The organism is Streptomyces griseorubiginosus (assembly GCF_036345115.1).
Lineage (GTDB): Bacteria > Actinomycetota > Actinomycetes > Streptomycetales > Streptomycetaceae > Streptomyces > Streptomyces griseorubiginosus_C.
Map to the genome: position 1 here is coordinate 8,517,869 of NZ_CP107766.1, position 21,642 is coordinate 8,539,510.

General features: G+C 71.1%; 24 protein-coding genes. 17 read left to right on the top strand and 7 right to left on the bottom strand.

Going from position 1 to position 21,642, the window contains the following annotated elements; genetic code table 11:
- Positions 1-4: 4 nt before the first annotated feature.
- Together OHN19_RS38410 and OHN19_RS38415 are read right to left on the bottom strand one after the other, a co-directional pair.
- Positions 5-718 (bottom strand): phosphatase PAP2 family protein, encoded by a 714-nt coding sequence (locus tag OHN19_RS38410; RefSeq protein WP_330268611.1) that lies wholly within the window; start codon positions 716-718, stop codon positions 5-7.
- 61 nt (positions 719-779) lie between these two features.
- Positions 780-1,310: a DUF5134 domain-containing protein gene (locus tag OHN19_RS38415; RefSeq protein WP_330268612.1), complete on the bottom strand. Its 531-nt coding sequence runs from the start codon at positions 1,308-1,310 to the stop codon at positions 780-782.
- Between the two features lie 159 nt (positions 1,311-1,469).
- Here OHN19_RS38415 and OHN19_RS38420 point away from each other — a divergent pair, with 159 nt between their 5' ends.
- The 5 genes from OHN19_RS38420 to OHN19_RS38440 all read left to right on the top strand — a co-directional run bounded on the left by OHN19_RS38420 (position 1,470) and on the right by OHN19_RS38440 (position 9,184).
- Entirely contained in the window at positions 1,470-3,059 is a 1,590-nt protein-coding gene (locus OHN19_RS38420) for an FUSC family protein (RefSeq protein ID WP_330268613.1), read from the top strand.
- A complete protein-coding gene (locus tag OHN19_RS38425) occupies positions 3,056-3,595 on the top strand; it encodes a MarR family transcriptional regulator (RefSeq protein WP_330268614.1) in 540 nt (179 codons plus the stop codon). Before OHN19_RS38420 ends, OHN19_RS38425 begins: the two co-directional genes overlap by 4 nt.
- 125 nt (positions 3,596-3,720) lie before the next feature.
- Positions 3,721-6,315, top strand: coding sequence for a cellulosome protein (locus OHN19_RS38430; RefSeq protein ID WP_330268615.1), 2,595 nt, complete (start codon positions 3,721-3,723; stop codon positions 6,313-6,315).
- Between the two features lie 176 nt (positions 6,316-6,491).
- Entirely contained in the window at positions 6,492-7,538 is a 1,047-nt protein-coding gene (locus tag OHN19_RS38435; protein WP_419249558.1) for a LacI family DNA-binding transcriptional regulator, read from the top strand.
- A 140-nt stretch (positions 7,539-7,678) separates the two neighbouring features.
- Complete coding sequence (locus OHN19_RS38440; RefSeq protein ID WP_330268616.1) at positions 7,679-9,184, top strand: glycoside hydrolase family 43 protein; 1,506 nt, start codon at positions 7,679-7,681, stop codon at positions 9,182-9,184.
- A 30-nt stretch (positions 9,185-9,214) separates the two neighbouring features.
- Here the strand turns inward: OHN19_RS38440 and OHN19_RS38445 are convergent, their stop codons facing one another.
- Entirely contained in the window at positions 9,215-10,537 is a 1,323-nt protein-coding gene (locus OHN19_RS38445) for a diacylglycerol/lipid kinase family protein (protein ID WP_330268617.1), read from the bottom strand.
- A 97-nt stretch (positions 10,538-10,634) separates the two neighbouring features.
- Positions 10,635-11,027: a VOC family protein gene (locus OHN19_RS38450; protein WP_069762562.1), complete on the bottom strand. Its 393-nt coding sequence runs from the start codon at positions 11,025-11,027 to the stop codon at positions 10,635-10,637.
- Positions 11,028-11,098: 71 nt separating this feature from the next.
- On the opposite strand from OHN19_RS38450, the gene OHN19_RS38455 reads away from it, so the two are divergent.
- Positions 11,099-11,635 carry a GNAT family N-acetyltransferase gene (locus tag OHN19_RS38455; RefSeq protein ID WP_330268618.1) on the top strand — a complete coding sequence of 179 codons (537 nt, stop codon included), beginning with the start codon at positions 11,099-11,101 and terminating at the stop codon, positions 11,633-11,635.
- A gap of 15 nt (positions 11,636-11,650) precedes the next feature.
- Here OHN19_RS38455 and OHN19_RS38460 read toward each other — a convergent pair whose 3' ends face one another.
- Positions 11,651-12,334 (bottom strand): glycerophosphodiester phosphodiesterase, encoded by a 684-nt coding sequence (locus OHN19_RS38460; RefSeq protein ID WP_330268619.1) that lies wholly within the window; start codon positions 12,332-12,334, stop codon positions 11,651-11,653.
- A 268-nt stretch (positions 12,335-12,602) separates the two neighbouring features.
- On the opposite strand from OHN19_RS38460, the gene OHN19_RS38465 reads away from it, so the two are divergent.
- The 7 genes from OHN19_RS38465 to OHN19_RS38495 all read left to right on the top strand — a co-directional run bounded on the left by OHN19_RS38465 (position 12,603) and on the right by OHN19_RS38495 (position 17,921).
- Entirely contained in the window at positions 12,603-14,000 is a 1,398-nt protein-coding gene (locus tag OHN19_RS38465; protein WP_330268620.1) for a DUF6421 family protein, read from the top strand.
- Between the two features lie 35 nt (positions 14,001-14,035).
- Positions 14,036-14,785, top strand: a complete 750-nt coding sequence (locus tag OHN19_RS38470; RefSeq protein WP_330268621.1) for an SDR family oxidoreductase — start codon at positions 14,036-14,038, stop codon at positions 14,783-14,785.
- Positions 14,782-15,855, top strand: coding sequence for a low specificity L-threonine aldolase (locus tag OHN19_RS38475; protein WP_330268622.1), 1,074 nt, complete (start codon positions 14,782-14,784; stop codon positions 15,853-15,855). The genes OHN19_RS38470 and OHN19_RS38475 overlap by 4 nt, the downstream gene beginning before the upstream one ends.
- Before the next feature lie 75 nt (positions 15,856-15,930).
- Positions 15,931-16,503: a transglutaminase domain-containing protein gene (locus OHN19_RS38480; protein ID WP_330268623.1), complete on the top strand. Its 573-nt coding sequence runs from the start codon at positions 15,931-15,933 to the stop codon at positions 16,501-16,503.
- An 8-nt stretch (positions 16,504-16,511) separates the two neighbouring features.
- Positions 16,512-17,207 (top strand): B3/4 domain-containing protein, encoded by a 696-nt coding sequence (locus OHN19_RS38485; protein ID WP_330268624.1) that lies wholly within the window; start codon positions 16,512-16,514, stop codon positions 17,205-17,207.
- Between the two features lie 68 nt (positions 17,208-17,275).
- Positions 17,276-17,782, top strand: coding sequence for a hypothetical protein (locus OHN19_RS38490; RefSeq protein ID WP_330268625.1), 507 nt, complete (start codon positions 17,276-17,278; stop codon positions 17,780-17,782).
- Entirely contained in the window at positions 17,769-17,921 is a 153-nt protein-coding gene (locus tag OHN19_RS38495; RefSeq protein WP_330268626.1) for a hypothetical protein, read from the top strand. Before OHN19_RS38490 ends, OHN19_RS38495 begins: the two co-directional genes overlap by 14 nt.
- Positions 17,922-18,072: 151 nt before the next feature.
- On the opposite strand, the gene OHN19_RS38500 is transcribed toward OHN19_RS38495, so the two are convergent.
- Both OHN19_RS38500 and OHN19_RS38505 read right to left on the bottom strand, forming a co-directional pair.
- Positions 18,073-18,801 (bottom strand): lysophospholipid acyltransferase family protein, encoded by a 729-nt coding sequence (locus tag OHN19_RS38500; protein ID WP_330268627.1) that lies wholly within the window; start codon positions 18,799-18,801, stop codon positions 18,073-18,075.
- A gap of 186 nt (positions 18,802-18,987) precedes the next feature.
- Positions 18,988-19,404 carry a DUF4395 domain-containing protein gene (locus OHN19_RS38505; protein WP_330268628.1) on the bottom strand — a complete coding sequence of 139 codons (417 nt, stop codon included), beginning with the start codon at positions 19,402-19,404 and terminating at the stop codon, positions 18,988-18,990.
- A 75-nt stretch (positions 19,405-19,479) separates the two neighbouring features.
- On the opposite strand from OHN19_RS38505, the gene OHN19_RS38510 reads away from it, so the two are divergent.
- From OHN19_RS38510 to OHN19_RS38520, 4 genes are all read left to right on the top strand, one after another.
- Complete coding sequence (locus OHN19_RS38510) at positions 19,480-19,893, top strand: thioredoxin family protein (protein WP_330269805.1); 414 nt, start codon at positions 19,480-19,482, stop codon at positions 19,891-19,893.
- 83 nt (positions 19,894-19,976) lie between these two features.
- Positions 19,977-20,057 (top strand): putative leader peptide, encoded by an 81-nt coding sequence (locus OHN19_RS44045; protein WP_391194065.1) that lies wholly within the window; start codon positions 19,977-19,979, stop codon positions 20,055-20,057.
- 44 nt (positions 20,058-20,101) lie between these two features.
- Positions 20,102-20,611, top strand: a complete 510-nt coding sequence (locus tag OHN19_RS38515; RefSeq protein WP_330268629.1) for a flavin reductase family protein — start codon at positions 20,102-20,104, stop codon at positions 20,609-20,611.
- A gap of 238 nt (positions 20,612-20,849) precedes the next feature.
- Entirely contained in the window at positions 20,850-21,638 is a 789-nt protein-coding gene (locus OHN19_RS38520; protein ID WP_330268630.1) for an electron transfer flavoprotein subunit beta/FixA family protein, read from the top strand.
- The last annotated feature ends 4 nt before the right edge of the window (positions 21,639-21,642 follow it).

The window sequence follows — 21,642 nt, forward strand, 5'->3', positions numbered from 1 at the left end:
GTGCTCACTCGTCGTACGGCCCCGTGTGCTCTTCTCGCTGCCCCGCCCCCGGCACCCAGCGCCGGTGGACCAGCACCGCCAGCGCCACCAGCGCCGCGCCCAGGACCCACCCGCCGAGCACGTCGGAGGGCCAGTGGACGCCCAGCCAGACACGGGTCAGGCCGACGCCCACGACGGAGAGCACGGCGACGGACAGGGCCGTCACCCACAGGGCACCTCGGACGCCGTGACGGTGGAGGAGCCACAGCAGGAGGCCGCACACGACCGTGGCCGTCAGGGCGTGCCCCGAGGGGTAGGCCGCGAAGTGCGCGGTGTCGACGGGGTCCGGCCAGACGGGGCGTTCACGGCCGACGGCGGCTTTCAGGACCTGCTGGACCAGTGTGCCCAGCGCACATGTGGCCACCAGCCATAGGGCCGTCCAGCGGGCATGGCGTCGCCACACCAGCCAGATCGCCGCGGCCGCGGCCAGGATGCGCATCGTCCAGGGGTCCCAGACCCAGTCCGAGAGGATCCGGAAGGCATGGGTGAGCCCTGGTTCGTCGACCGCCCAGCGGTGCGTGGTGTCGGCGATGTCGCCGTCGGCGCTGAGCAGCGGGCGCCAGTCGGCGACCACCAGCACGAGCAGCAGCACCGAGCACAGGGTGAGGACACCGGTGGCGCGAGCCGCGGTCCGGTGCTCCGGGGGGCGGGGCGGGGAGTCGACGGACGAGGTGTGCATACTGCGATCCTCGCCGACCGGTCCGCCTCGAGGCCAATCCCCCGGGTGAGGGGGCGCCGACTCACATCGTGAGCAGCATGGCCACCATCGCGATGCCCATCGACAGCCGGCACGCGCGCGCGAGTTCGGGCCGGTCGCCCCAGCCGACGGCCGTGACACCGGCGGGCACCGGTATCAGGCGGGCGCCGGACAGCAGGACGTACCCCGTGAAGTAGAGGAGCAGCACACCCGTCACCAGGGGTACTCCCGCACCGCCGTGGTGTCCGGGCGAGGTCGCCATCACCACCGCCATGTAGACCATGGCCCCGGCCCCCACCAGGTGGTGCAGATGATGGGTGTCGGTGCGCGCCGCCCACAGCGCGCGCAGGGCGGCCGCGCCGAACACGGCCGCGTAGAGCGGCCAGGCCCACGTGGGGGGCGTGAACACGGCGGCCGGTACGGCCATCGCGGCCATGCCGAAGCCCATCAGCGCCTCGCCGCCCGCGGCCCGGCGCTGTTCCTCGACCCTGCTGCGCATCCGCAGCAGGCAGTACGCCCCGGTCGCCGCGCAGAGCGCCACGAGCAGCCAGCCGGGCGAAGCCGGTCCGTGCACGTCCACCTCCCCCGTCGACGGTCGGTCAAGGGATGCCCGGGCCGTGCGGCGCGCAATCGAGCGCAAGGATGTACACGGGGAGCGTGCGACGGAGCACAGCAGGTCAGGGAGGCCGGGCGAGTATCGTTTACGAGTAAAACACCTGTTAAGGTTGATCCCATGAACGCCCGTCTCCCGCTGACCGGCGTGCTGCGCCTCGGCAAGCCCTCCGACATCTGGTTCAAGCCCGCCCTCAGCGTGGTCGTCGCGGTCGCCCCGCCCAACCTCACCCTGCTCGCCCTCGGCCGCCTCGACCTGGCGATGTACACCATGGCCGGGTCCCTGTGCGCGCTCTACGCCCACAACCGGCCCTACGCCGCCCGGGCCCGCGCCCTGGCCCTGGTGATGCTCGGCATGGTCGCCGGCCTCGGGACCGGCCTGGTCGCCGCCTCCCTCACCGGCAGCGCGGTCGTCCTCGTCACGGTCGGCGCCCTGGTGGCCGCCGTACAGAAGACGCTGTGCGACGCCACCCGGATCGGCGCGCCGGGCCATGTGGTCCTCACCTTCATCAGCTCCGCGTCCCTCTTCGCCCCGCAGACCCTCTCTCAGGTCCCCGGCCACCTCGCCCTGGCCCTCGCCGCGGGCGCCTGGGCGTGGCTCGTCGGCATGGCACCCGGCCTGCTGCGCCCGCACGGCCCGGAGCGACGGGCCACCGCCCACGCGCTGAACGCGACCGCCACGCACCTCGAGAGCCCCAGTGCCAACTCCGGCCGGACCGCCCACGCCGCGGTCCAGGCCGCCTGGCACACCCTCCTTGCGGCCGGCACCCGCTCCGGGACCCGGCGCGCCCTCGAACGCCTCGTCGTCCGCGCCGAGGTCGCCCTCGCGGCCCCGGTCGACACCGACCCGAGCCGGCTGCGCGCCTGGGCCCGCGCCCTGCGTGGCAACGGACCGGTCCCGACGACGTCGTACGACGACGAACTCCTCGGCGTGGACATCGAACGGGCCCTCCCCGTCCGCCCCTGGTGGCGCGCCCTCGGCCCGCTCGCCCCGATCGCCGTCCGCACCGCCCTGGGCTGCGCCCTGGCCGGCTACGCCTCCCTCGCGCTCGGCGTCGGCCGCCCCTACTGGGCCCTGGTCACCGCGGCCTCCCTCTACCAGGTCAACGTCACCCTCACCTGGAGCCGGGGCGTCCAGCGGGTCGTCGGCAACCTCCTCGGGGTGCTGGTCTTCGCCGCCGTGGTCCCGCTCGCCCATCTCGGGCCCGCCGCGCTCGTGCTGTGCTGCCTCGCCCTCAACTTCGGTGCCGAGGCGCTCATCGGCCGCAACTACTGGCTCGGCAGCATCTGCGTGACCCCGATGGCGCTGCTCATCACCGCGTTCGCCGGACACCAGGAGCCCGGCCGGCTGATCACCGAGCGGGTCGCCGACACCCTCGTCGGCGCGCTGGTGGGATTCGTCGCCGCGGTCGCCGTCACCAACCGGCGGGCGGGCGACCGGGTCGAGCAGGCGCTGGCCGCCGTGGAAAGGGCTCAGGAGCGCACCGAGCAGCTCCTCGCGGAACCGCACCCGGAACCCGGCGCGCCGGACCGTGCCCGCCGTGCCCTCGCGGCCGCCCTGGTCGATCTGCGGGCCACCGTCGAGGCCGCCTCCGGCGAATGGTGGCAGCGGGACCTGCCCCAGGAGAGGGTCGTGCGCACCGAGCGGACCGGACACCGTACGCTCGCCGCGACGGTCCGGCACCACAGAGCGGAGGGCGCACGCGCATGACGGCACCGAACGGACGACCGGCGGACCCGACGAGAACCGACACCGTCGCCGCCGTCGTCCGGCAGTGGCAGACCGTCCACCCCGGCCTCGACACCGGCCCCATGGAGATCATCGGCCGGGTCAACCGCTGCGCCGCCCTCCTCCAGCAGGCCGAGGACGCCCCGCTGCGCCGGGCCGGGCTCAGCCGCCCCGAGTTCGACCTGCTCGGCGCCCTGCGCCGCACCGGCCACGAACTCACCCCCGGCGACCTGGCCCGCGAGACCTTCTCCTCCGGGGCCGCCGTCACCAAGCGCCTCAAGCAGCTGACCGAGCGGGGCCTGGTGGAACGCCGCGGCGACACCCGCGACCGGCGCGTCGCCCACGTCCGGCTCACCGACGCCGGCCGCGACCTGGTCGACGGGATCCTGCCCGAGCAACTGGCCTACGAGACGGCCGTACTGTCCGTCCTCACCCCCGAGGCGCGGGACGAACTCGCCGCCCGGCTCGGCGAACTGCTCGGCCGGCTGGAGGGCACCCTCGGAGTGCTGCGCGCCTGACGCCCCCGACCTGCGGTTTCGGAAGTTTCGGAACGTGCTCCCTGTTGACGCCGTCCACCCGCGGTTCCTACGTTCGTCCAGGTCGGTGCGGATCATCGACCGCCGTACGACATGCCGAACGAAGGATGGACGCCGTGACAGCCGAAGGCCCCGCCCCCGACCAGCTCACCATCGACCTCGGCACCGAGACCGGCCCCTTCCACGGCGGAGCGAGCGGCACCCTCTACGGCCTCTACGGCGACGGCGTGCCCAGCCGCGTGGTGGTCGAGGGCATGTACCCGCGCACGGTGACGACCAAGGCCCAGGACGGCACCCAGCACCCCGGCGGCGACGCCCTGGAGATCCTGCCGCCTTTCGTCGCGGCCGGCGGCAAGGACGTCTACGTCTACCTGCCCGACTTCTACCGCGGCTTTCCCTACGAGTGGCCCGGCGCCACCGGCGAGGAGCGGCTCGCGGGGCACCTGGACGTGATCCGCCGCCAGGTCGAACACGTGCTGACCCTGGGGGAGTTGAGGTCCCACGTCGTGTACGTGCCGTTCAACGAGCCCGAGGGCAACATGTTCGGCGAGGGGGAGTGGAGCTACGACGGGGTGTCCTGGCGGACCGAGCCGGACCACTACTTCGCCGGCTGGGAGGCCGCCTACCGCCTGATCAAGGACCTCGACCCGGACGCCCGGGTGGCCGGACCCAACACCTGCATCCTGTACCCCGAGGTCAGGGACTTCCTCGAGTTCGCGAAGTCCCGTGACGTGCTGCCGGACATCGTCACCTGGCACGAACTGTCCTCACCCGACGAGGTCCGCACCAACATAGCCAAGTACCGCGAGCTGGAACGGGAGTTGGGGATCGGGCCGCTGCCCGTCAACATCAACGAGTACGCGCACAACTACCACGTCTCGGTGCCCGGCCAGATGATCCAGTGGATCGCCGCGATCGAGGAGTCGAAGGTCGACGCCGACCTCGCCTACTGGAACATCGCGGGCAACCTCAACGACTCGGCGGTGGAGGCGAACAAGGCCAACGGCCAGTGGTGGCTTTACAACGCCTACGGACAGCTGACCGGGAACACCGTCCGGGTCGTCGCCCCGCACCCCAACGTGCAGTACACCCTCCAGGGCGTCGCCACCCTCGACCGCGACAAACGGCAGGCGCGGGCGCTGTTCGGGGGAGCGGACGGTGCGGCGGACCTCGTCTTCGAGGGCGTGGACGCGGAGGTCTTCGGCGCCGTGGCGCACGTGCGGCTCGTGGAGATCCCCTGGACCGGTCAACTCGGCGCCGGCGAACAGCCGTTGCGGCTCCGCGACGAGGAACTCCCGGTGACGGACGGCCGGGTGACGATCGGTCTGACCGATCTCGACGCGATGTCCGCGTACCAGGTGATCCTCTCACCCGGCGGCAACGGGGCCGCTTCCCTGCCGCCCGCGGTGCGCTGGAGGCGGACGTACGAGGCCGAGGACGCGACCTACACGGGCCAGGGCTACTCGAAGAACGGGCCCGAGGGATCCCCGTCCGCCGTCGACCGGTTCGCCACCTCCGGCGGCTACCACGTGGGAGGACTGCGCACCGGCTCCGACGGGGTGCTCGCGTTCGACGTCGAGGTCCCGCAGGACGGGACGTACGACCTGCTGGTGTTCGCCAACTCGCACAATCTCGCGGACCTGGTGCGCGAGCAGGGTCCCACCAACGTCTTCCTGCGCGTCGACGGCGAGGACCCGCGCGAACTGCGGCTGCCGCTCGGCTACAAGCCGGCGGTGTGGGGGCACACCGACACCCGGGTGCGGCTGACGGCGGGCCGGCACCGGATCACCCTCGCCGCCCAGGACCCCGACCTCGGTGTCACCAAGGGCGACGCGGTCGTCGACAAGCTGGACCTGGTCCTGCGCGGCGAGGACGAAACCGCCCTGTACGACGCCGAGTTCGCGGATCTCGGCGGGGGTGCCCGGGTCAGCCACGCCCATCGCGGAGCCTCCGGGCCCGGAGTCGCCGTACTCCCGCGAGGCGGCACCGTCACCTTCTGGGCGCACGCGGCCGACGACGGCGAAGCCTCCGTCACCGTCGACGTACTCGGGCCCGGGGAAGGAGTGTTGAGCGTCAACGGCGAGGAGATCGGACGCGTCGAGCGCGGCGCCGTACCCCTCTTCCTGGCTGGCGGCGTCAACAAGGTCACCGTGACCGGGACCTCGGACCGACTGGTCGTGGACCGACTGCGGATCGCCCCTTCGCGCGGACTCCTGCCCACGAGCGTGTACGCCGCCGCGGAAGGCGTCCTGACCGGGACGGCGAGGGTGACCGGATACCCGTACGCCCACGGCGGCAAGGCGGTCGAGGGCGTCGGCGCCGGGCCCGCGAACGCGCTCTCCCTGACGGTCACCGCGGACCGCGCCGGACGCCACGCGCTGACCGTCCGCTACTCCAACGGCGAGCAGCCGCCCGCCACCCACTACAACCCGGACCCGGTCTGCCGCCACGCCGACATCTCCGTCAACGGCGGCCCGGCACACCGGGTCCTGTTCCCCACCACCTTCCACTTCAACAACTTCTGGACCCTGGCCGTGCCCGTCACCCTGCGCCCCGGCCTCAACACCCTCACCTTCACCGCCGACGAGCTCCCCGACTTCGCGGGCGACACCAGGAACGAGTACGGCCAGCGCTCCGCGTACGCCCCGGTCATCGACCAGGTGACGGTGACACCGCTGACCGCGGGGGACGAGCCGTCCTGACGGGAGGCCGGGCACCCCGTCGTGAGGTGCCAGGCGCTGAGAAACTTTCGTTGCACGCGGCGGAGAAATGAACATAAGGAAGCGTCAGTGGCCACAGGTGTGCCGACAGGGGGTGCCAGAATGAGCCGGGGCGTCCGTGGCGCCCTTCCAGCGGTTCGACGATCGGGAAGGTCACCTTGGCGGACAACGCAGCAGCCGGTCCGACCGATCAGGAGCGCGAGCGGAGCGAAGCGCCGAAGTCGGTCACCATCGCGTACATCGCCGAGACCGCGGGAGTGTCCGTTCCGACCGTCTCCAAGGTGCTCAACGGCAAGTCGGGGGTCTCGGCGGACACCCGCGCCCGGGTCGAGGAGCTGATCGAGCGGTACGGCTACCGCAAGCCCGGATCCCAGCGCAGCAAGGTCGTCGAGCTCGTCTTCCGTGAGCTCAAGGACATGTGGGCCGTCGAGATCATCCGCGGTGTGGAGCGGGTGGCCCGCCAACACCGCGTCGGCGTCATGGTGTCGGAGTTCGGCCTGCACGACGGTGCCGCACCGGCCTGGGAGGACACCGTGTCGCGGCGCCCGAACTGCGTGCTGTCCGTGGCACAGCTCTCGGAGGCCGAGCGCGCCCAACTGACCGCGAAGGGAATTCCGTTCGTCGTCCTCGACCCCATCGTGGAGCTGCCGGACGACGTCCCCTACGTAGGCGCCACCAACTGGTCCGGCGGCCGTGCCGCGACCCGGCACCTCACCGAGCTCGGGCACCGGCGCATCGCCATGATCAGCGGCCCCGAGGGCCAACTGTGCTGCGCCGCGCGGCTGGACGGCTACCGCTCCGCGCTCGGGGCCGCCGGACTGGCCGTCGATCCAGAGCTCGTCGTGCACACCGCGCTGACCCGCGAGGACGGCTGCGACGCGGCGCGCGCCCTGCTGGCCCGGCCCGAACGGCCCACGGCGATCTTCACCGCCAACGACCTCCAGGCCCTCGGCGTCTATCAGGCGGCGCGCGACGCCGGTCTGCGCATCCCCGACGATCTGAGCGTGGTCGGATTCGACGATCTGCCGGTCGTCGCCTGGGTGGACCCGCCGCTCACCACCGTCCACCAGCCCCTGACCGAGATGGCCGTGGCCGCGACCGAGCTGGCGCTCACCCTCGGCCGCGGCGAGCGGGCACCCCAGGCCGGCCTGGAGCTCGCGACCACCCTGACGGTCCGCGGCAGCACCGCCCCGCCCAAGAGCTGACGGCGCGGTCCACGCCGTACGGGACCGTTGACCATGGTCGAGGCGTCTCGCTAACCTCCGCTGGAAACTATCCGTCTGAAGGAGCGACAGTTTCTCCCGGTGCGAGCCGGGTGCGGAGAGGCCCACCGAAAGGACTCGCCTTGTCGAGCACGCCTGCGCGGACCGTCAGCAACCCCGTGATCCCGGGGTTCCACCCCGATCCGAGCATCTGCCGGGTGGGCGAGGACTACTACCTCGCGTGCTCCAGCTTCGAGTACTTCCCGGGCGTGCCCCTCTTCCACAGCCGCGACCTGGTGCACTGGACCCTGATCGGCAACGCGCTCGACCGGCCGGAGCAACTGCGGCTGCCGCCCGGCGCGGCCTCCTCCGGCGGGCTGTACGCACCCACCCTGCGCCACCACGACGGCCGCTTCTGGCTGATCGTCACCAACGTCAGCGCCGACGGCAACATGCTGTTCACCGCCACCGACCCGGCCGGCCCCTGGTCCGACCCGATCCGGCTGCCCGGGGTGCACGGCATCGACCCGGACCTCGCCTGGGACGACGACGGCATCTGCCGGTGCACGGTCGCGGGCGTCAGCCAGTACCGCATCGACCCGCTCACCGGGGAGACGATCGGCGAACCGCGGCGTCTGTGGTCCGGCGCCCCCGGCGCCAAGGCCCCCGAGGCACCGCACCTGTACCGGATCGGCGACTACTGGTACCTGCTCATCGCCGAGGGCGGCACCGAGCGGTGCCACGGGGTCTCGATCGCCCGTGGCCGCACCCCCGACGGGCCCTTCGAGCCCTGCCCCGACAACCCGGTCCTGACCCATCGCGGCACCGACCACCCCGTCCAGAACACCGGTCACGGGGACCTCGTCCAGGGTCCTGACGGCTCGTGGTGGATGGTGTTCCTCGGCGTGCGGCCCCAGGGCGGCACTCCCGGCTGGCACGTCCTCGGCCGTGAGACCTTCCTCGCCCCGGTGACCTGGGTCGACGACTGGCCGGTCGTCGGCGAGGTCGCTCTCGACATGGCCGCGCCGCCGTGGCCGCTGCACGAACCCGCGGTGGAGCCGGTCCGGGACGACTTCGACTCCGGTGAACTCGCCCACGGCTGGATCTCACCGCGCTCGCGTTCCACCGCGCACTGCACCACCGGGGAGCGGCCCGGCTGGCTGACTCTGCGCGCCCGCGGGGACTCCCTCGACGATCCCGAGGTCACCTTCCTCGGCCGCCGCCAGCAGCACCTCTCGTGCCGCGCCCGCGTCCTCGCCGACCCGTCCGACGGGCGCGGCGGACTGGCCGTCCGGCTCGACGAGCGGCACCACTACGAGATCGAGACGGAGCCCGGCCAGGTACGGGTGATCGCCCGCGTCGGCACACTGCGCACGGTGGTCGCCTCCCACCCGACGCCGGCCGGCCCGGTCGTGCTCAGGGTCGATATGACCGCCACCCGGAAGGTCACCGATCCACGTCAGGGACCGGACACCGTCACCCTCGGCGTGGAGGACGCGGACGGCGGGTACACCGAACTGGCCGCTCTCGACGGCCGCTACCTCTCCACCGAGGTCGCCGGCGGCTTCACCGGCCGGGTCATCGGCACCTACGCCACGCTCGGCACGGTCCGCTTCGACTGGTTCGACTACGAGCCGGTCGAGGACTGAGCCGCGCTGAGCAGGCGGCCCCGCCCCGCCTCACCCGCGTCCCGCGGTCGCCGCCAGTTTCCTCAACCTCCGCCAGTTCAGGCGGGGTTGTACCACCGGCACACCCGGTCGTCTCCGCGGCACGCGGACCCGTAGCGCCCCGGGGACGATGCGGCAGTGGACCGGCGTGGGCAGGGTCAGGGCCTCGCCGTCGACGCCGACCTCGATCTCCGGTCGGTCGGCGTCGACGACCGCCTCTCGCGCGGACAGCACCACGAGCCCCTGCGGATCGGGGGCGAGCAGCAGGGCCGCCGCCTCGGCCGCGCTGTCCACCTTCACGCCGAGCACGCCGAGCTGCCCGGAGTCGAGGCGTCGGCGCCGGCCGAGCCCCGCGGGGTCGCCGGTGCGGTACGCGTTGTTGCTCACCAGCACCGCCTGCGGCCCGTCGAGGGTCGTCTCACCGACCCGCGCGGTCAGATGCGGGCCACGCTGGCGGGTGAGGAGATCGGGCAGCAGCTCCAGCGTGGTGCCGATCTTGTCGTCGCGGTAGGCGGGACTCTGGACGACCGCCGCGTAGGCCCCGAAGGAGGCGTTGTTGACGAACGGATGGTCCCCGGCGAAACCCAGGTCCACCCGCAGCTCGACCCCGTCGGTGAGCGCGTCCAGGCAGGTCGAGGGGTCGGTGCGGTCGAGGCCGAGGTCCATGGCGAAGTGGTTGCGGGTACCGGCCGAGATGACCAGGAACGGCAGGTCGTGCTCCGCGGCGACGGCGGCGACCAGCGCCTGGGTACCGTCCCCGCCCGCGACACCCAGCAGGTCCGCGCCCCGGGCCACGGCCTCCCGCGCCAGCGCGGTCACGTCCTGCTGCTCCTCCGCATCGAGCAGCACGACCCCGGCCCCCAGCCGCTCGGCCTTCTCCTTCAGCCCGAACCGCTCGACCTTCCCGCCGCCGGAGCGGGGGTTCATGATCAGGAAGGGCCGCTCCACCGACCGCGCCCGGTGCTCCTTCATCCGCCGGGGAAGGCGGCCGGTGCTGCGCAGCGCGTACCGCCCGCTCCACACGGCCACGGCCCACAGCGCAAGCGACAGCAGGAGCGCCCAGCCCAGGGTCACCGCGAACAGCACGACGACGGCGGTGGGCGTGACGACCGCGACCACGGCAGCCAGCCAGCGCTCCGGACCGCGCCGGGTCAGGGTCCACCACAGCGCCGCCGCCGTGACGGCCGCGGCGGCCAATCCGGCCGCCAGCAGCAGCACACCGCGGAACCCGCCGAGGCCGAGCGGCAGCAGGACGGCGAGAGCGGCCGTCGTCAGCGACACCCTGGCCGCCCACCGCTGCCGGTGCCAGGCCGGGGCGTTCACGTCCACGCTCATGTGCTCCTCCACTGCTCGACGCCCTCGGGGGCGACAGCGGTCGGCGGAGCATATCCAAGGGAGGGGAACGGACGGCGTCGCGTGTGTGCAGGGCGGGTCAGATCCCGGGCCGGTACCGGATCGGATGGTCCGCCGGCACCTCCACCAGCACGATCGGCGTCCCGTCCGGGTCCGCCACCCACATCTCCACCAGCCCCCACGGCTCCTTCACCGGCGGCCGTACGATCTCGACCCCCTTGGCGAGCAGCTCCTCGTGGGCCGCGGTCACGTCCGGGACCTGGAGCCACAGCCGCACGTCCGCGGCGGGCGGGGCCTCGGAGCGTCCCGACAGTTCCAGGAAGCCACCGCCGAGGAAGTAGACCGTGCCCCGCTCCGGCCCCGTACCGAACTCGCGGTACACGGCGAGGCCCAGCTGATCGCCGTAGAAGACGCGGGAACGCTCCGGATCGGTGGGCCGCAGCAGGACGCGGCCGCTCAGTACGTGCACCATGCGGGCGAGCCTAGCCGGGGGGTTACTCTCAACCGTGCCCGAGCCGTGCCCCTGAAGTGGAGATGCGCCCCATGGAGACCACCACCGGACTCACCTTCCGTGACGCCACCGACGCCGACGTGGACACCCTCGTCGCGCTGGTCGAGTCGGCGTACCGAGGGGACGACAGCCGGGCCGGGTGGACCACCGAGGCGGACATCCTGGAGGGACAGCGCACCGACCCAGAGGGAGTGCTCGCGGTCATCAAGTCGCCCGACAGCCGGCTGCTGACGGTGGAGCGGGACGGGCGGATCGTCGCCTGCTGCCAGCTCGAACACCGGGGCACCTACGCCTACTTCGGGATGTTCGCGGTCAGCCCCACGCTCCAGGGCGGCGGCCTCGGGAAGGTGATCATCGCGGAGGCGGAGCGGATCGTCCGGGAGGCCTGGGGCGTCACCGAGATGCACATGACGGTGATCTCCGTGCGCGACGACCTCATCGCCTGGTACGAGCGGCGCGGCTACCGCCGTACGGGAAAGATGACACCCTTCCCGTACGGCGACGAGCGCTTCGGCATTCCGCAGCGCGACGACCTCCGGTTCGAGCTGCTGGTCAAGCCGTTGGTGTGACGTTCCTGCCCGGTCTCAGGCGGTGAAGCGGCCGGTGCGCTTGATCTCGGGGTAGTCGGTCGTGGCGCCGTCCAGCTCCAGGGCGCGCACCAGGCGCAGATGGTCCTGGGTGTTCACCACCCAGCCGATGATCTTCAGGTCCGCCTTGCGGGCCGCCTCCACGACCTCCAGGGTCAGCCGGCGGATGTTGAGGCAGACGGTCCCGGCGCCGGCCTCGACGGCGCGCTCCACGATGTCGGGGCCGAACCGGCTGCCGATCAGCGCGGTCCGTACGCCGGGCACCAGCCGGCCGATCTCGGCGATCGCCTCGTCGTGGAACGAGGACACCTCCACCCGGGAGACCAGGTCGCGCCGGATCATGACCTCGGCCAGGGCCCGGGCCGCCGCGATGTCCTTGATCTCCGCCTGGAGCGGCGAGCGGACGGTGTCAAGCACCTCCTCGAACACCGGCACCTGTTCCCCGCGCCCGGCGTCCAGGGCGCGCAGCTCGGTGAGGGTCTTCTCGGCGATCGGGCCGGTTCCGTCGGTCGTGCGGTCCACGTGGGTGTCGTGCATGACGACGAGGGCGCCGTCCTTGCTCAGATGCAGATCGAGTTCGATGACGTCGAGGCCGGCCTGCTGGGCGGCGACGAAGGAACGGAGGGTGTTCTCGGGTTCGGTACCCATGACTCCGCGATGACCGATGGTAAGGAAGTTCAAGGTTCAACTCGCTTCCGTCGACGGCGGCTCGGTGAGCCGCAGCCTAACGGCTACACCGCGTGATGGACCCGTGCGTACACGAGGGATCGCGGTGACGTGAGGGGAAGCGGTATCACCTACCCGGAATCGCGGTGTTCATGGCATGCGACGGGAAAAAGTTCGGTGACCATTGGGTTGGGCAGGATAACTTCCCGTAACCGCTCTTGCTGGGCGGAAGCTCGTATGTATACGGTCTTCGTACGCGAGCTTCTCCCGTGGAGGATGGGACATGACGGAAATTCTTGTGCAGGCGGCTTCGGGGGACCAGGTTCCTCCCGTGACCAGGGTGGTGGAGCACCCGGCATGGCCCGTGCTCAAGGATGCCGTGGAGCGGATCCGGCCATGGCAGTCCAAGGACGGGGCGATCGACTTCGAGGCCGAGGGCGCCCCCGGGCGCGCGGAGGCCGAGGACGCCGTACGGCGTGTCGTGGAGGCCGTGGAGGAGCTGTCCCCCCTGCTGCCGCACGACGCCGACTACCACGCGGCCCTCGTGAAGGACCTGAGGCGCTGGGCCGAGGGCGGCTTCGGGGTGCCCGACTTCCTGGACTCCCTGCTGGCCTTCCAGCCCGCCGCGAACCGCGCGGACGGCCTCCAGCACCTGGTCGTCTTCGCGATGTACACGCAGAACGGCAACCCCGACCGCAACCTGGAGGCGGTCGTGCTGCGCATGGTCTGGCCCGACTGGCTGGCCGAGCTGGAGCGCACGCGCTACGACAACCCGCTGTTCTGCGGCATCAAGTTCGAGGACTTCACGGCCGGCTACGACACCAACTCCGCCGTCCTCTTCCCGGAGACCATCGCCGTGCGCGAGGCGCCGGAACGCTTCTCCTGGGGCGGCATCTTCTGCGACCGCGAGGCCGCCCGCTTCCGCCGGGTCACCGACGCCGCGGTCGGCATCCTGGGCCTGGAGCTGCCCGAGGACATCGCCGCGATGGTCCACGACCAGAAGCGCTGCGAGGAGGCCTTCGTCCTGTGGGACATGGTCCACGACCGCACCCACAGCCACGGCGACCTGCCCTTCGACCCGTTCATGATCAAGCAGCGCCAGCCGTTCTGGATGTACGGCCTCGAAGAGCTGCGCTGCGACCTCACCGCCTTCAAGGAGGCCGTGAAGCTCCAGGAGGACGGCGTCCCGCAGGCCCGTGACGTGCAGTACGCGGTCCTCTTCGACCGCATGTTCCGCTTCCCGGTCACCGGCGAGCGAGTGCGCAACTACGACGGCCTCGGCGGCCAGCTCCTCTTCGCCTACCTGCACAAGCACGACGTGGTGCGCTGGACCGACAACAAGCTCTTCATCGACTGGCAGCGCGCCCCGCAGGTCACCAACCAGCTGTGCGCCGAGATCGAGGACCTCTACCGGGCCGGCATCGACCGCCCGAAGCTGGTCCACTGGTTCGCCGCCTACGACCTGGTCTCCCAGTACCTCGCCCCGCACCCGGGCTCCAAGTGGGCCAAGGGTCCCGACGCCCTCGACCTGTCGCTGCCGCCCCGGAAACTCGTCGATGACGTGCTTCCGGACGAGTTTCCGCTGAGCATGTTCTATGAGGCCCTCTCCAAGAAGCTGAAGAACGTGATCGCCTCCACTCGGGGCATCACGGCGGAGAGTGCCGAGCGGGTCGCCGCGTGAGCGACCGCACCACAACAGCTCAGGAGGCGAAGCGCATGGTGGGGAACGGAGCTCTCAGCGGTGCGGTGATCGCGGTGGCCGGCGCGGGCGGGCCCGCGGGCCGCGCGGCGCTGCTGCGACTGGCCGAGGCGGGCGCGACCGTCGTCGGCGCGGACAACGACCCGGAGCGGCTCGCGGAGGCCGTGGACGCGGCCCGCTACGCGTCCGGCGGCGCGACCGTCACCGGGGAACCGGTCGACCTGCTCGACCTGGACTCCACCCGCGACTGGGCCATGCACATCGAGAAGGACTTCGGGCGGGTCGACGGCCTGGTCCACCTCGTCGGCGGCTGGCGCGGCAGCGAGACCTTCATCAAGTCGAGCCTGGACGACTGGGACTTCCTGGAGCTGCTGCTCGTCCGCACCGTGCAGCACACCTCGCTGGCCTTCTACGAGGGCCTCCAGCGCAGCGACCGCGGCCGTTACGTCCTGATCAGCGCCGCCGGTGCGACGAAGCCGACCGCGGGCAACGCCTCGTACGCCGCCGCCAAGGCCGCCGCCGAGGCCTGGACGCTCGCCCTCGCCGACGCCTTCCGCAAGGCCGGGGGCGCTGACGGACCGACGTCCGCGGCTGCGATCCTGGTGGTGAAGGCACTGGTGCACGAGGCCATGCGCGCGGAGCGGCCCAACGCGAAGTTCGCGGGCTTCACCGACGTCAAGGATCTGGCCGAGGCCATCGCCGGTGTCTGGGAGAAGCCCGCCGCCGAAGTGAACGGAAACCGTCTGTGGCTGACCGAGAAGCCGTGAACCCGACCGCTTTCACGCAGGCGCGCCGCCGTCACGACCCGCAGGTCCGCGGCTTCGCCAGCGACAACTACGCCGGGGCCCACCCGGAGGTGCTCGCCGCCCTGGCCCTGGCCAACGGCGGGCACCAGGTCGCGTACGGCGAGGACGACTACACCGAGCACCTCCAGGGGATCATCCGCAGCCACTTCGGGGCCACGGCCGAGGCGTTCCCGGTCTTCAACGGCACCGGCGCCAACGTCGTCGCGCTCCAGGCGGTCACCGACCGCTGGGGCGCGGTGATCTGCGCCGAGAGCGCGCACATCAACGTCGACGAGGGCGGCGCCCCCGAGCGGATGGGCGGCCTGAAGCTGCTCACCGTGCCGACGCCGGACGGGAAGCTCACTCCCGAGCTGATCGACCGGCAGGCGTACGGCTGGGAGGACGAGCACCGTGCCATGCCGCAGGCCGTCTCGATCACCCAGTCCACGGAGCTCGGCACGCTCTACACGCCGGACGAGATCCGCGCGATCTGCGAGCACGCACACGCGCGTGGCATGAAGGTGCACCTGGACGGCTCCCGCATAGCCAACGCGGCAGCGTCCCTGGACGTCCCGATGCGGACGTTCACCAACGCGGTCGGCGTCGACATCCTCTCCCTCGGCGGGACGAAGAACGGCGCGCTGTTCGGCGAGGCGGTCGTGGTGATCAACCAGGACGCGGTCTCCCACATGAAGCACCTGCGCAAGCTGTCGATGCAGCTCGCCTCCAAGATGCGTTTCGTGTCGGTCCAGTTGGAGGCCCTGCTCGCCAAGGACCTGTGGCTGCGCAACGCCCGCCACGCCAACGAGATGGCCCAGCGCCTGGCCGAGGGAGTGCGTGCGGTCCACGGGGTGGAGATCCTCTACCCGGTGCAGGCCAACGGGGTCTTCGCGCGGTTGCCGCACGACGTGAGCGAGCGGCTCCAGAAGCGCTTCCGCTTCTACTTCTGGGACGAGGCCGCGGGCGACGTCCGCTGGATGTGCGCCTTCGACACCACCGAGGAGGACGTGGACACGTTCGTGGCGGCGCTGAAGGAGGAGATGGCGCGCTGACGAGCTGTGCATAGATATGCGGTCACCTGAAAAGTCATTGACTGTTGGGTGATCGCATTCCTATGCTCTGCCGTCATGGAGCTGATCCAGAACACCCCCGACCTTTCCGCGTACTTGGCCGCTGACGAGGCGATCGACCATCACCACCCGCTGGTGCGTGATACGGCCGCGCATCTCGCCCGGAAGGCCGATGACTCGTATGCCTATGCGCGGCTGGCCTTCGAGTTCGTCCGCGACACCATCCCGCACTCCCAGGACTCCGGCGATCTCCGCGTCACCTGGCGGGCGTCCGACGTCCTGGAGCAGGGCACCGGCATCTGCTTCGCCAAGGCCCACGCGCTGGCCGCCCTGCTGCGCGCCGAGGACATCCCGACCGCGCTCTGCTACCAGAAGCTCGACGTGGTGCACGGTCTGGTCGCCGTGCGGTTCAACGGCGCCTGGCACCGCCAGGACCCCCGGGGCAACAAGCCCGGGGTGGACGCGCAGTTCTCCCTCGACGGCGAGCGGCTGGCGTTCACGCCCGAACCGGAGTCCAGCGAGATGGACTACCCGGTCCTGTACGCTGAACCACACCCGACTGTCCTGGGCGTCCTGAAAGCGGCCCCGGACCGGCCGCACCTCTGGAAAGCGCTCCCCGTCGCACTCTGAGGCACCCCATGACCCTCTCCCTGACCGTGTCCGACGAGGTCCGGGTCCTCGCGCCCGGCTTCACGCACCTCGCCGTGGAAGCCCACGGACTCGTCAACGGGCCCAGTACCGACGCCAGTTCGGCACTCCTCGACGACGCGGCCGCCCGTCTCGCCGTACGACTGGACGGGCGCGCCCCGCACGAGGACCCGCACATGGCGGCCTGGCGGGAGGTCTACACGGCGTTCGGCGCGAAGCCGTCCCGTACTCGCAACTCGGCGGAGGCGCTGGCGAAGAGGGCCCTGTCGGGCGCGGGCCTGCCCCGCGTCAACCTCCTGGTCGACCTCTACAACGCGATCAGCGTCGCCCATCTCGTCCCCGTCGGCGGTGAGGACCTCGACCGCGTCCGGGGCGGCATGCGGCTCGTACGGGCCGGCGGTGACGAGGACTTCGTGACGGTGGCCGCGGGGGATGAGGTCGTCGAGCACCCGGAGGCGGGGGAGGTCGTGTGGTGCGACGACACCGGCGTCACCTGCCGACGCTGGAACTGGCGCCAGGGCCCCCGCACTCGCCTCACGGAGGAGACGGTCTCCGCCATCTTCCTGCTGGAGAGCCTGCCGCCGATGCCGGTGGCGGACGCGGAGAGAGCGGCCACCGAACTGGCGGAACTGCTGGAGAAGTTCAGCCCGGGGGCATGGATCGACCTGGTCCCGGCGGCCGACTGAGGCAATGGCTTGGCGGCGGGCACCGCTACCATCCGGGATGCGCACGGGACGATGGACGGAGTCAGGGTATGGGCGACGTGAACGAAGCAGAGCTCAAGCGGAAGTTGGGTATCCCGAACTGGCGGAACCTGTCGAAGGACAAGGTGATCAAGTTCGCGGCGGCGATGCCCGAGATGGCAACCGAGGTGCGGCTCAAGCTCATCGAGCAGTTCCCTGCCTTCAAGGACCTGGGCAAGGCCGATATCGATGCAGTGGCGGAGGCCCACAAGTCCACTCTCGCGGCCAACGAGAACAGCCAGAACCGCTTTTATCAGGCTTCGCAGGACCAGCGGGACGCGCTGCGCACCGACCTCGGCCGGGACGACCTCACCTGGGAACAGAGGGAGGCCCTTCATGACCGCCTCGACCAGAACGTGCGCCAGGTGTACGAGAAGGACAGCGAGAGCAAGCAGTTCCTGGGGGCCGGGATGAAGCTGGTGGCAGCCGCCGGTGCAGCCGCCCTCGGGCTGGGAGTGGTGTTCGTCGGCGGCAAGATCGCTGGAGGCAGCGAGGACGGCTCCGATGAATCCCGGTAAGTCCGATGACTACGCGAGGACCAGTGCTCGACTGACGGCCTGGGGCGCCATGGCCGGGCTGGCCGTGGCGTTGGCCATACCGGTGACCCTGGTGGTGGCCGTCCTCCTGTTCGGGATGCCGACCAGCTCTGGCCGGTGAGCCTGCACGGCCCTCGCGCTTGAGTGGTCAGCTCACGACCGGAGGCGCTCACTGCGGATCGAAGCAGAAGAGGCCGTGCTCGCGTGCCAGTGCGGCGGCGTACCTGGACACTTCCTCAGCTTCGCCGGTCGCCGCCAGCAGGTGCGCGGTCCTAGCGGGCCTCGGCCGCGCGGACCTCTTCGGGCGTGGGGGCCGTGCCCCCGAGGTGTGCCGGCATCCACCATGTGTCGGTCGGACCCTTCGGGCGGACGGGGTAGGCCCGCTGGGCGGCTTCCAGCAACTCGTTGACGCGGTCCCGTACTTGGCGGGTGATGGCTCCGGCGTACTTGTCCTTGGACGCCTCGATCGCCTCGCCGACCCGGATCGTGATCGGGATGTGGCTGCGCTTGAAGTTGCGCGGGTGTCCCTTGGTCCACAGCCGCTGGGTGCCCCAGACGGCCATCGGGATCAGGGGGACGCCCGCCTCCTGCGCCATCCGCGCCGCACCCGACTTGAAGCTCTTCAGGGTGAAGGACTGCGAGATCGTCGCCTCCGGGAAGACCCCGACGATCTCGCCCGACCGCAGCGACTCGAGGGCATGGGCGTACGCCGTCTCGCCCTGCTCGCGGTCGACCGGGATGTGCTTCATCCCGCGCATCAGCGGACCCGAGACCTTGTGGCGGAACACCGACTCCTTCGCCATGAAACGCACGAGACGCTTCTGCGGGAGCGCGGCCAGGCCGTTGAAGACGAAGTCCAGGTAGCTGATGTGATTGCTCACCAGCACGGCGCCGCCCGAGCGTGGGATGTTCTCCGAACCCTTGCAGTCGATCTTGAGGTCCCACGCCTTGAACAGCGCCTGGGCGAATCCGACGACGGGACGGTAGACAAGCTCTGCCATGGGCGGGGTGGGCCCTTCCTGCTCTGCCGGGGAAGGGAGTCCCGGCACTAAGTTACGCAGCCGTAGGTTTACGGCATCTCGCAGATCGTGCCCCAAGAACGGGCGGGGAGCCAGCCCTGGTGCCCGACGCGCGAGAGATTCTCGTCACGTCGTCCCTGTGATCCACCTCGGGCTTTTAAACCGCCTTTACTCCGCGCGTACCGTCACCCGCCGTACGAGCAGGTACAACTCGCAACCCAGGCAGTACCCGAACGTGGCGTTGAGAAAGGCCGCCGCGAGCGCCGCACCGGTGGCGGCGAGCCCGAGCCACTCCGGCCCGATCCCGTACCCCACCAGTCCCAGGCCCGCGAAGGCGAGGCCCACCGCCTGGGCGAACCGCGGCGGTTCGGGTGACTCGAACTCGGTCGGCGGTCCGATCCGCGGCCGTACCGCCGTGCGGAACAGCCAGCCGTACGGCGAACGCCCCACCCCACCCGCCGCGCCCAGCGCGAACGCCAGCGTCTGCCAGGCCAGCAGCCAGACACTGCCCGTGATCAGAACGGCCGCCAGGACGACGGTCGTCACCGCCGCGCCGAAGCGCGGCCCCCTTGCATCGATGTCCATGAATCAAGCATTCCGCAAGGGAAAGAATTAGGGGAGGTGGGAATCTTTGCAGTCTCGTGAATGCTTGTGCAGGTTATGACCGGACTTGTGGTGTGCGTGGCGGTGCTCGCGGCGGCGAGCGCCTACGGGGTGCTGCAACGGCGACGGAACGGGAGAGTACGGGTGCGCGGGCGTGATGAGGACAAGAGGCTCGGCGCGGCCGAGTTGGGCGAGGAACTCGGTGAACGCGCCACGCTCGTCCAGTTCTCCAGCGCCTTCTGCGCGCCCTGCCGGGCCACCCGGCGCGTACTCGGCGAGGTCGCCGGCATGGTCCCGGGAGTGACCCACGTCGAGATCGACGCCGAGAAGAACCTCGACCTGGTCCGCGAACTCGACATCCTCAAGACGCCGACCGTGCTGGTCCTCGACGCCCGCGGCCGGGTCGTGCGGCGGGCCGCCGGACAGCCGCGCAAGGCCGACGTCATCGCGGCGATCGGGGAGGCGGTTTGACGCCGCGTGTGCCGACGGTGAGGCAGCTCCCAGATGCCGGAACGTACTTGACTGTGCACGGCACCTATCGTCAGCCTGACCGTATGCCTACGGAACCCCTTCTGTACGGGCGGGTCCATGTCGACCTGGCCCGCACCGCGAGCGCGCGCTGTCCGGCTACTTGAGCAGCCACGGTCCCGCTCGCCAGCCCTCGCAGAAGGAACCCCGCATGACGGCCACCTCCGACCTCGGCACCCCTCAGCTCGCCTCTCCCGACCTCCTGCGCTCCCTCTTCCGGCGGCACGCGGCGGGAGTCGCCGTGATCACCGCGCGCGGAGACGCGGGTCCGGTCGGCTTCACCGCCACCTCCCTCGCCTCGGTCTCCGCCGAACCGCCCATGCTGTCCTTCGGGATCGGCACGGGCGCCTCCAGCTGGCCCGCGATATCCCGGGCCGAGCACGTGGGCGTGCACATACTCGGCGAGCACCAGGAGGAACTGGCCGCCACCTTCGCGCGCAGCGGCGCCGACCGCTTCGGCGCACCCACTGCCTGGCGCGAAGGGCCCGAGGGGGTCCCGGTCCTCGACGACGTCCTCGCCTGGACGGTCTGCCGGGTGCACACGCGCGTGCCCGCCGGCGACCACCGCATCGTGCTGGCCGAGGTGCGCATCGGCGACCCGGCCGGGTCGGGCCGGCCACTGCTGTACCACCAGGGGCGGTTCAACGGGCTGCGCGACTGAACCGGCGTCGAACGGATCGTCGGCCCTCCCGCTGGTGTGCGAGGCCGTCGAGTTCCGATTACGCTGCGTTGCGAAGGTCACAGTTCAAAGCGCTTGCTTAGCGGGCACGTACTGGGTGTACTGGCGAGTAATATTTCGCTCGGGAGCGCAGCCCGCCCCGACCGGGATCGGCCGCTTGGGGCGCCTATGCTGCCTGCAAGAGGCAGCCGAGAAATGACGATGCAGTAGGAGAGCCGGCGTGAGCTTGAGGATCGTTGTCACTGTGAAGTACGTGCCCGACGCCACTGGCGACCGGCACTTCGCCGATGACCTGACCGTCGACCGGGACGACGTGGACGGTCTGCTCTCCGAGCTCGACGAGTACGCGGTCGAGCAGGCGCTGCAGATCTCGGAGAACTCCGACGACGACGTCGAGGTCACCGTCCTGACCATCGGCCCCGAGGACGCCAAGGACGCGCTGCGCAAGGCGCTGTCCATGGGCGCCGACAAGGCCGTCCACGTCGAGGACGACGACCTGCACGGCACCGACGCCATCGGCACCTCCCTGGTGCTGGCCAAGGCGATCGAGAAGGCCGGCTACGACCTGGTGATCTCCGGCATGGCCTCCACCGACGGCACCATGGGCGTCGTCCCGGCCCTGCTGGCCGAGCGCCTGGGCGTCCCGCAGGTCACCCTGCTCTCCGAGGTCTCCGTCGAGGACGGCACCGTCAAGGGCCGCCGCGACGGCGACGCCGCCTCGGAGCAGCTGGAGGCCTCCCTGCCGGCCGTGGTCTCGGTGACCGACCAGTCGGGCGAGGCGCGTTACCCGTCCTTCAAGGGCATCATGGCGGCGAAGAAGAAGCCGGTGGAGTCCTGGGACCTGTCCGACCTGGACCTGGAGGCCGAGCAGGTCGGCCTCGAGGGCGCCTGGACCAAGGTCGACTCCGCCGCGGAGCGTCCGGCCCGCACGGCCGGCACCATCGTCAAGGACGAGGGCGAGGGCGGCAAGCAGCTCGCCGAGTTCCTCGCGAGCCAGAAGTTCATCTAAGGGT

What these genes read in the sequence shown, in the direction of transcription:
- OHN19_RS38410 (WP_330268611.1), bottom strand. Translation starts at nt 718, where the DNA reads ATGCACACCTCGTCCGTCGACTCCCCGCCCCGCCCCCCGGAGCACCGG.
- OHN19_RS38420 (WP_330268613.1), top strand. Translation starts at nt 1,470, where the DNA reads ATGAACGCCCGTCTCCCGCTGACCGGCGTGCTGCGCCTCGGCAAGCCC.
- OHN19_RS38425 (WP_330268614.1), top strand. Translation starts at nt 3,056, where the DNA reads ATGACGGCACCGAACGGACGACCGGCGGACCCGACGAGAACCGACACC.
- OHN19_RS38430 (WP_330268615.1), top strand. Translation starts at nt 3,721, where the DNA reads ATGGACGCCGTGACAGCCGAAGGCCCCGCCCCCGACCAGCTCACCATC.
- OHN19_RS38445 (WP_330268617.1), bottom strand. Translation starts at nt 10,537, where the DNA reads ATGAGCGTGGACGTGAACGCCCCGGCCTGGCACCGGCAGCGGTGGGCG.
- OHN19_RS38450 (WP_069762562.1), bottom strand. Translation starts at nt 11,027, where the DNA reads ATGGTGCACGTACTGAGCGGCCGCGTCCTGCTGCGGCCCACCGATCCG.
- OHN19_RS38455 (WP_330268618.1), top strand. Translation starts at nt 11,099, where the DNA reads ATGGAGACCACCACCGGACTCACCTTCCGTGACGCCACCGACGCCGAC.
- OHN19_RS38465 (WP_330268620.1), top strand. Translation starts at nt 12,603, where the DNA reads ATGACGGAAATTCTTGTGCAGGCGGCTTCGGGGGACCAGGTTCCTCCC.
- OHN19_RS38470 (WP_330268621.1), top strand. Translation starts at nt 14,036, where the DNA reads ATGGTGGGGAACGGAGCTCTCAGCGGTGCGGTGATCGCGGTGGCCGGC.
- OHN19_RS38480 (WP_330268623.1), top strand. Translation starts at nt 15,931, where the DNA reads ATGGAGCTGATCCAGAACACCCCCGACCTTTCCGCGTACTTGGCCGCT.
- OHN19_RS38485 (WP_330268624.1), top strand. Translation starts at nt 16,512, where the DNA reads ATGACCCTCTCCCTGACCGTGTCCGACGAGGTCCGGGTCCTCGCGCCC.
- OHN19_RS38490 (WP_330268625.1), top strand. Translation starts at nt 17,276, where the DNA reads ATGGGCGACGTGAACGAAGCAGAGCTCAAGCGGAAGTTGGGTATCCCG.
- OHN19_RS38495 (WP_330268626.1), top strand. Translation starts at nt 17,769, where the DNA reads ATGAATCCCGGTAAGTCCGATGACTACGCGAGGACCAGTGCTCGACTG.
- OHN19_RS38500 (WP_330268627.1), bottom strand. Translation starts at nt 18,801, where the DNA reads ATGGCAGAGCTTGTCTACCGTCCCGTCGTCGGATTCGCCCAGGCGCTG.
- OHN19_RS38505 (WP_330268628.1), bottom strand. Translation starts at nt 19,404, where the DNA reads ATGGACATCGATGCAAGGGGGCCGCGCTTCGGCGCGGCGGTGACGACC.
- OHN19_RS38510 (WP_330269805.1), top strand. Translation starts at nt 19,480, where the DNA reads ATGACCGGACTTGTGGTGTGCGTGGCGGTGCTCGCGGCGGCGAGCGCC.
- OHN19_RS44045 (WP_391194065.1), top strand. Translation starts at nt 19,977, where the DNA reads ATGCCTACGGAACCCCTTCTGTACGGGCGGGTCCATGTCGACCTGGCC.
- OHN19_RS38515 (WP_330268629.1), top strand. Translation starts at nt 20,102, where the DNA reads ATGACGGCCACCTCCGACCTCGGCACCCCTCAGCTCGCCTCTCCCGAC.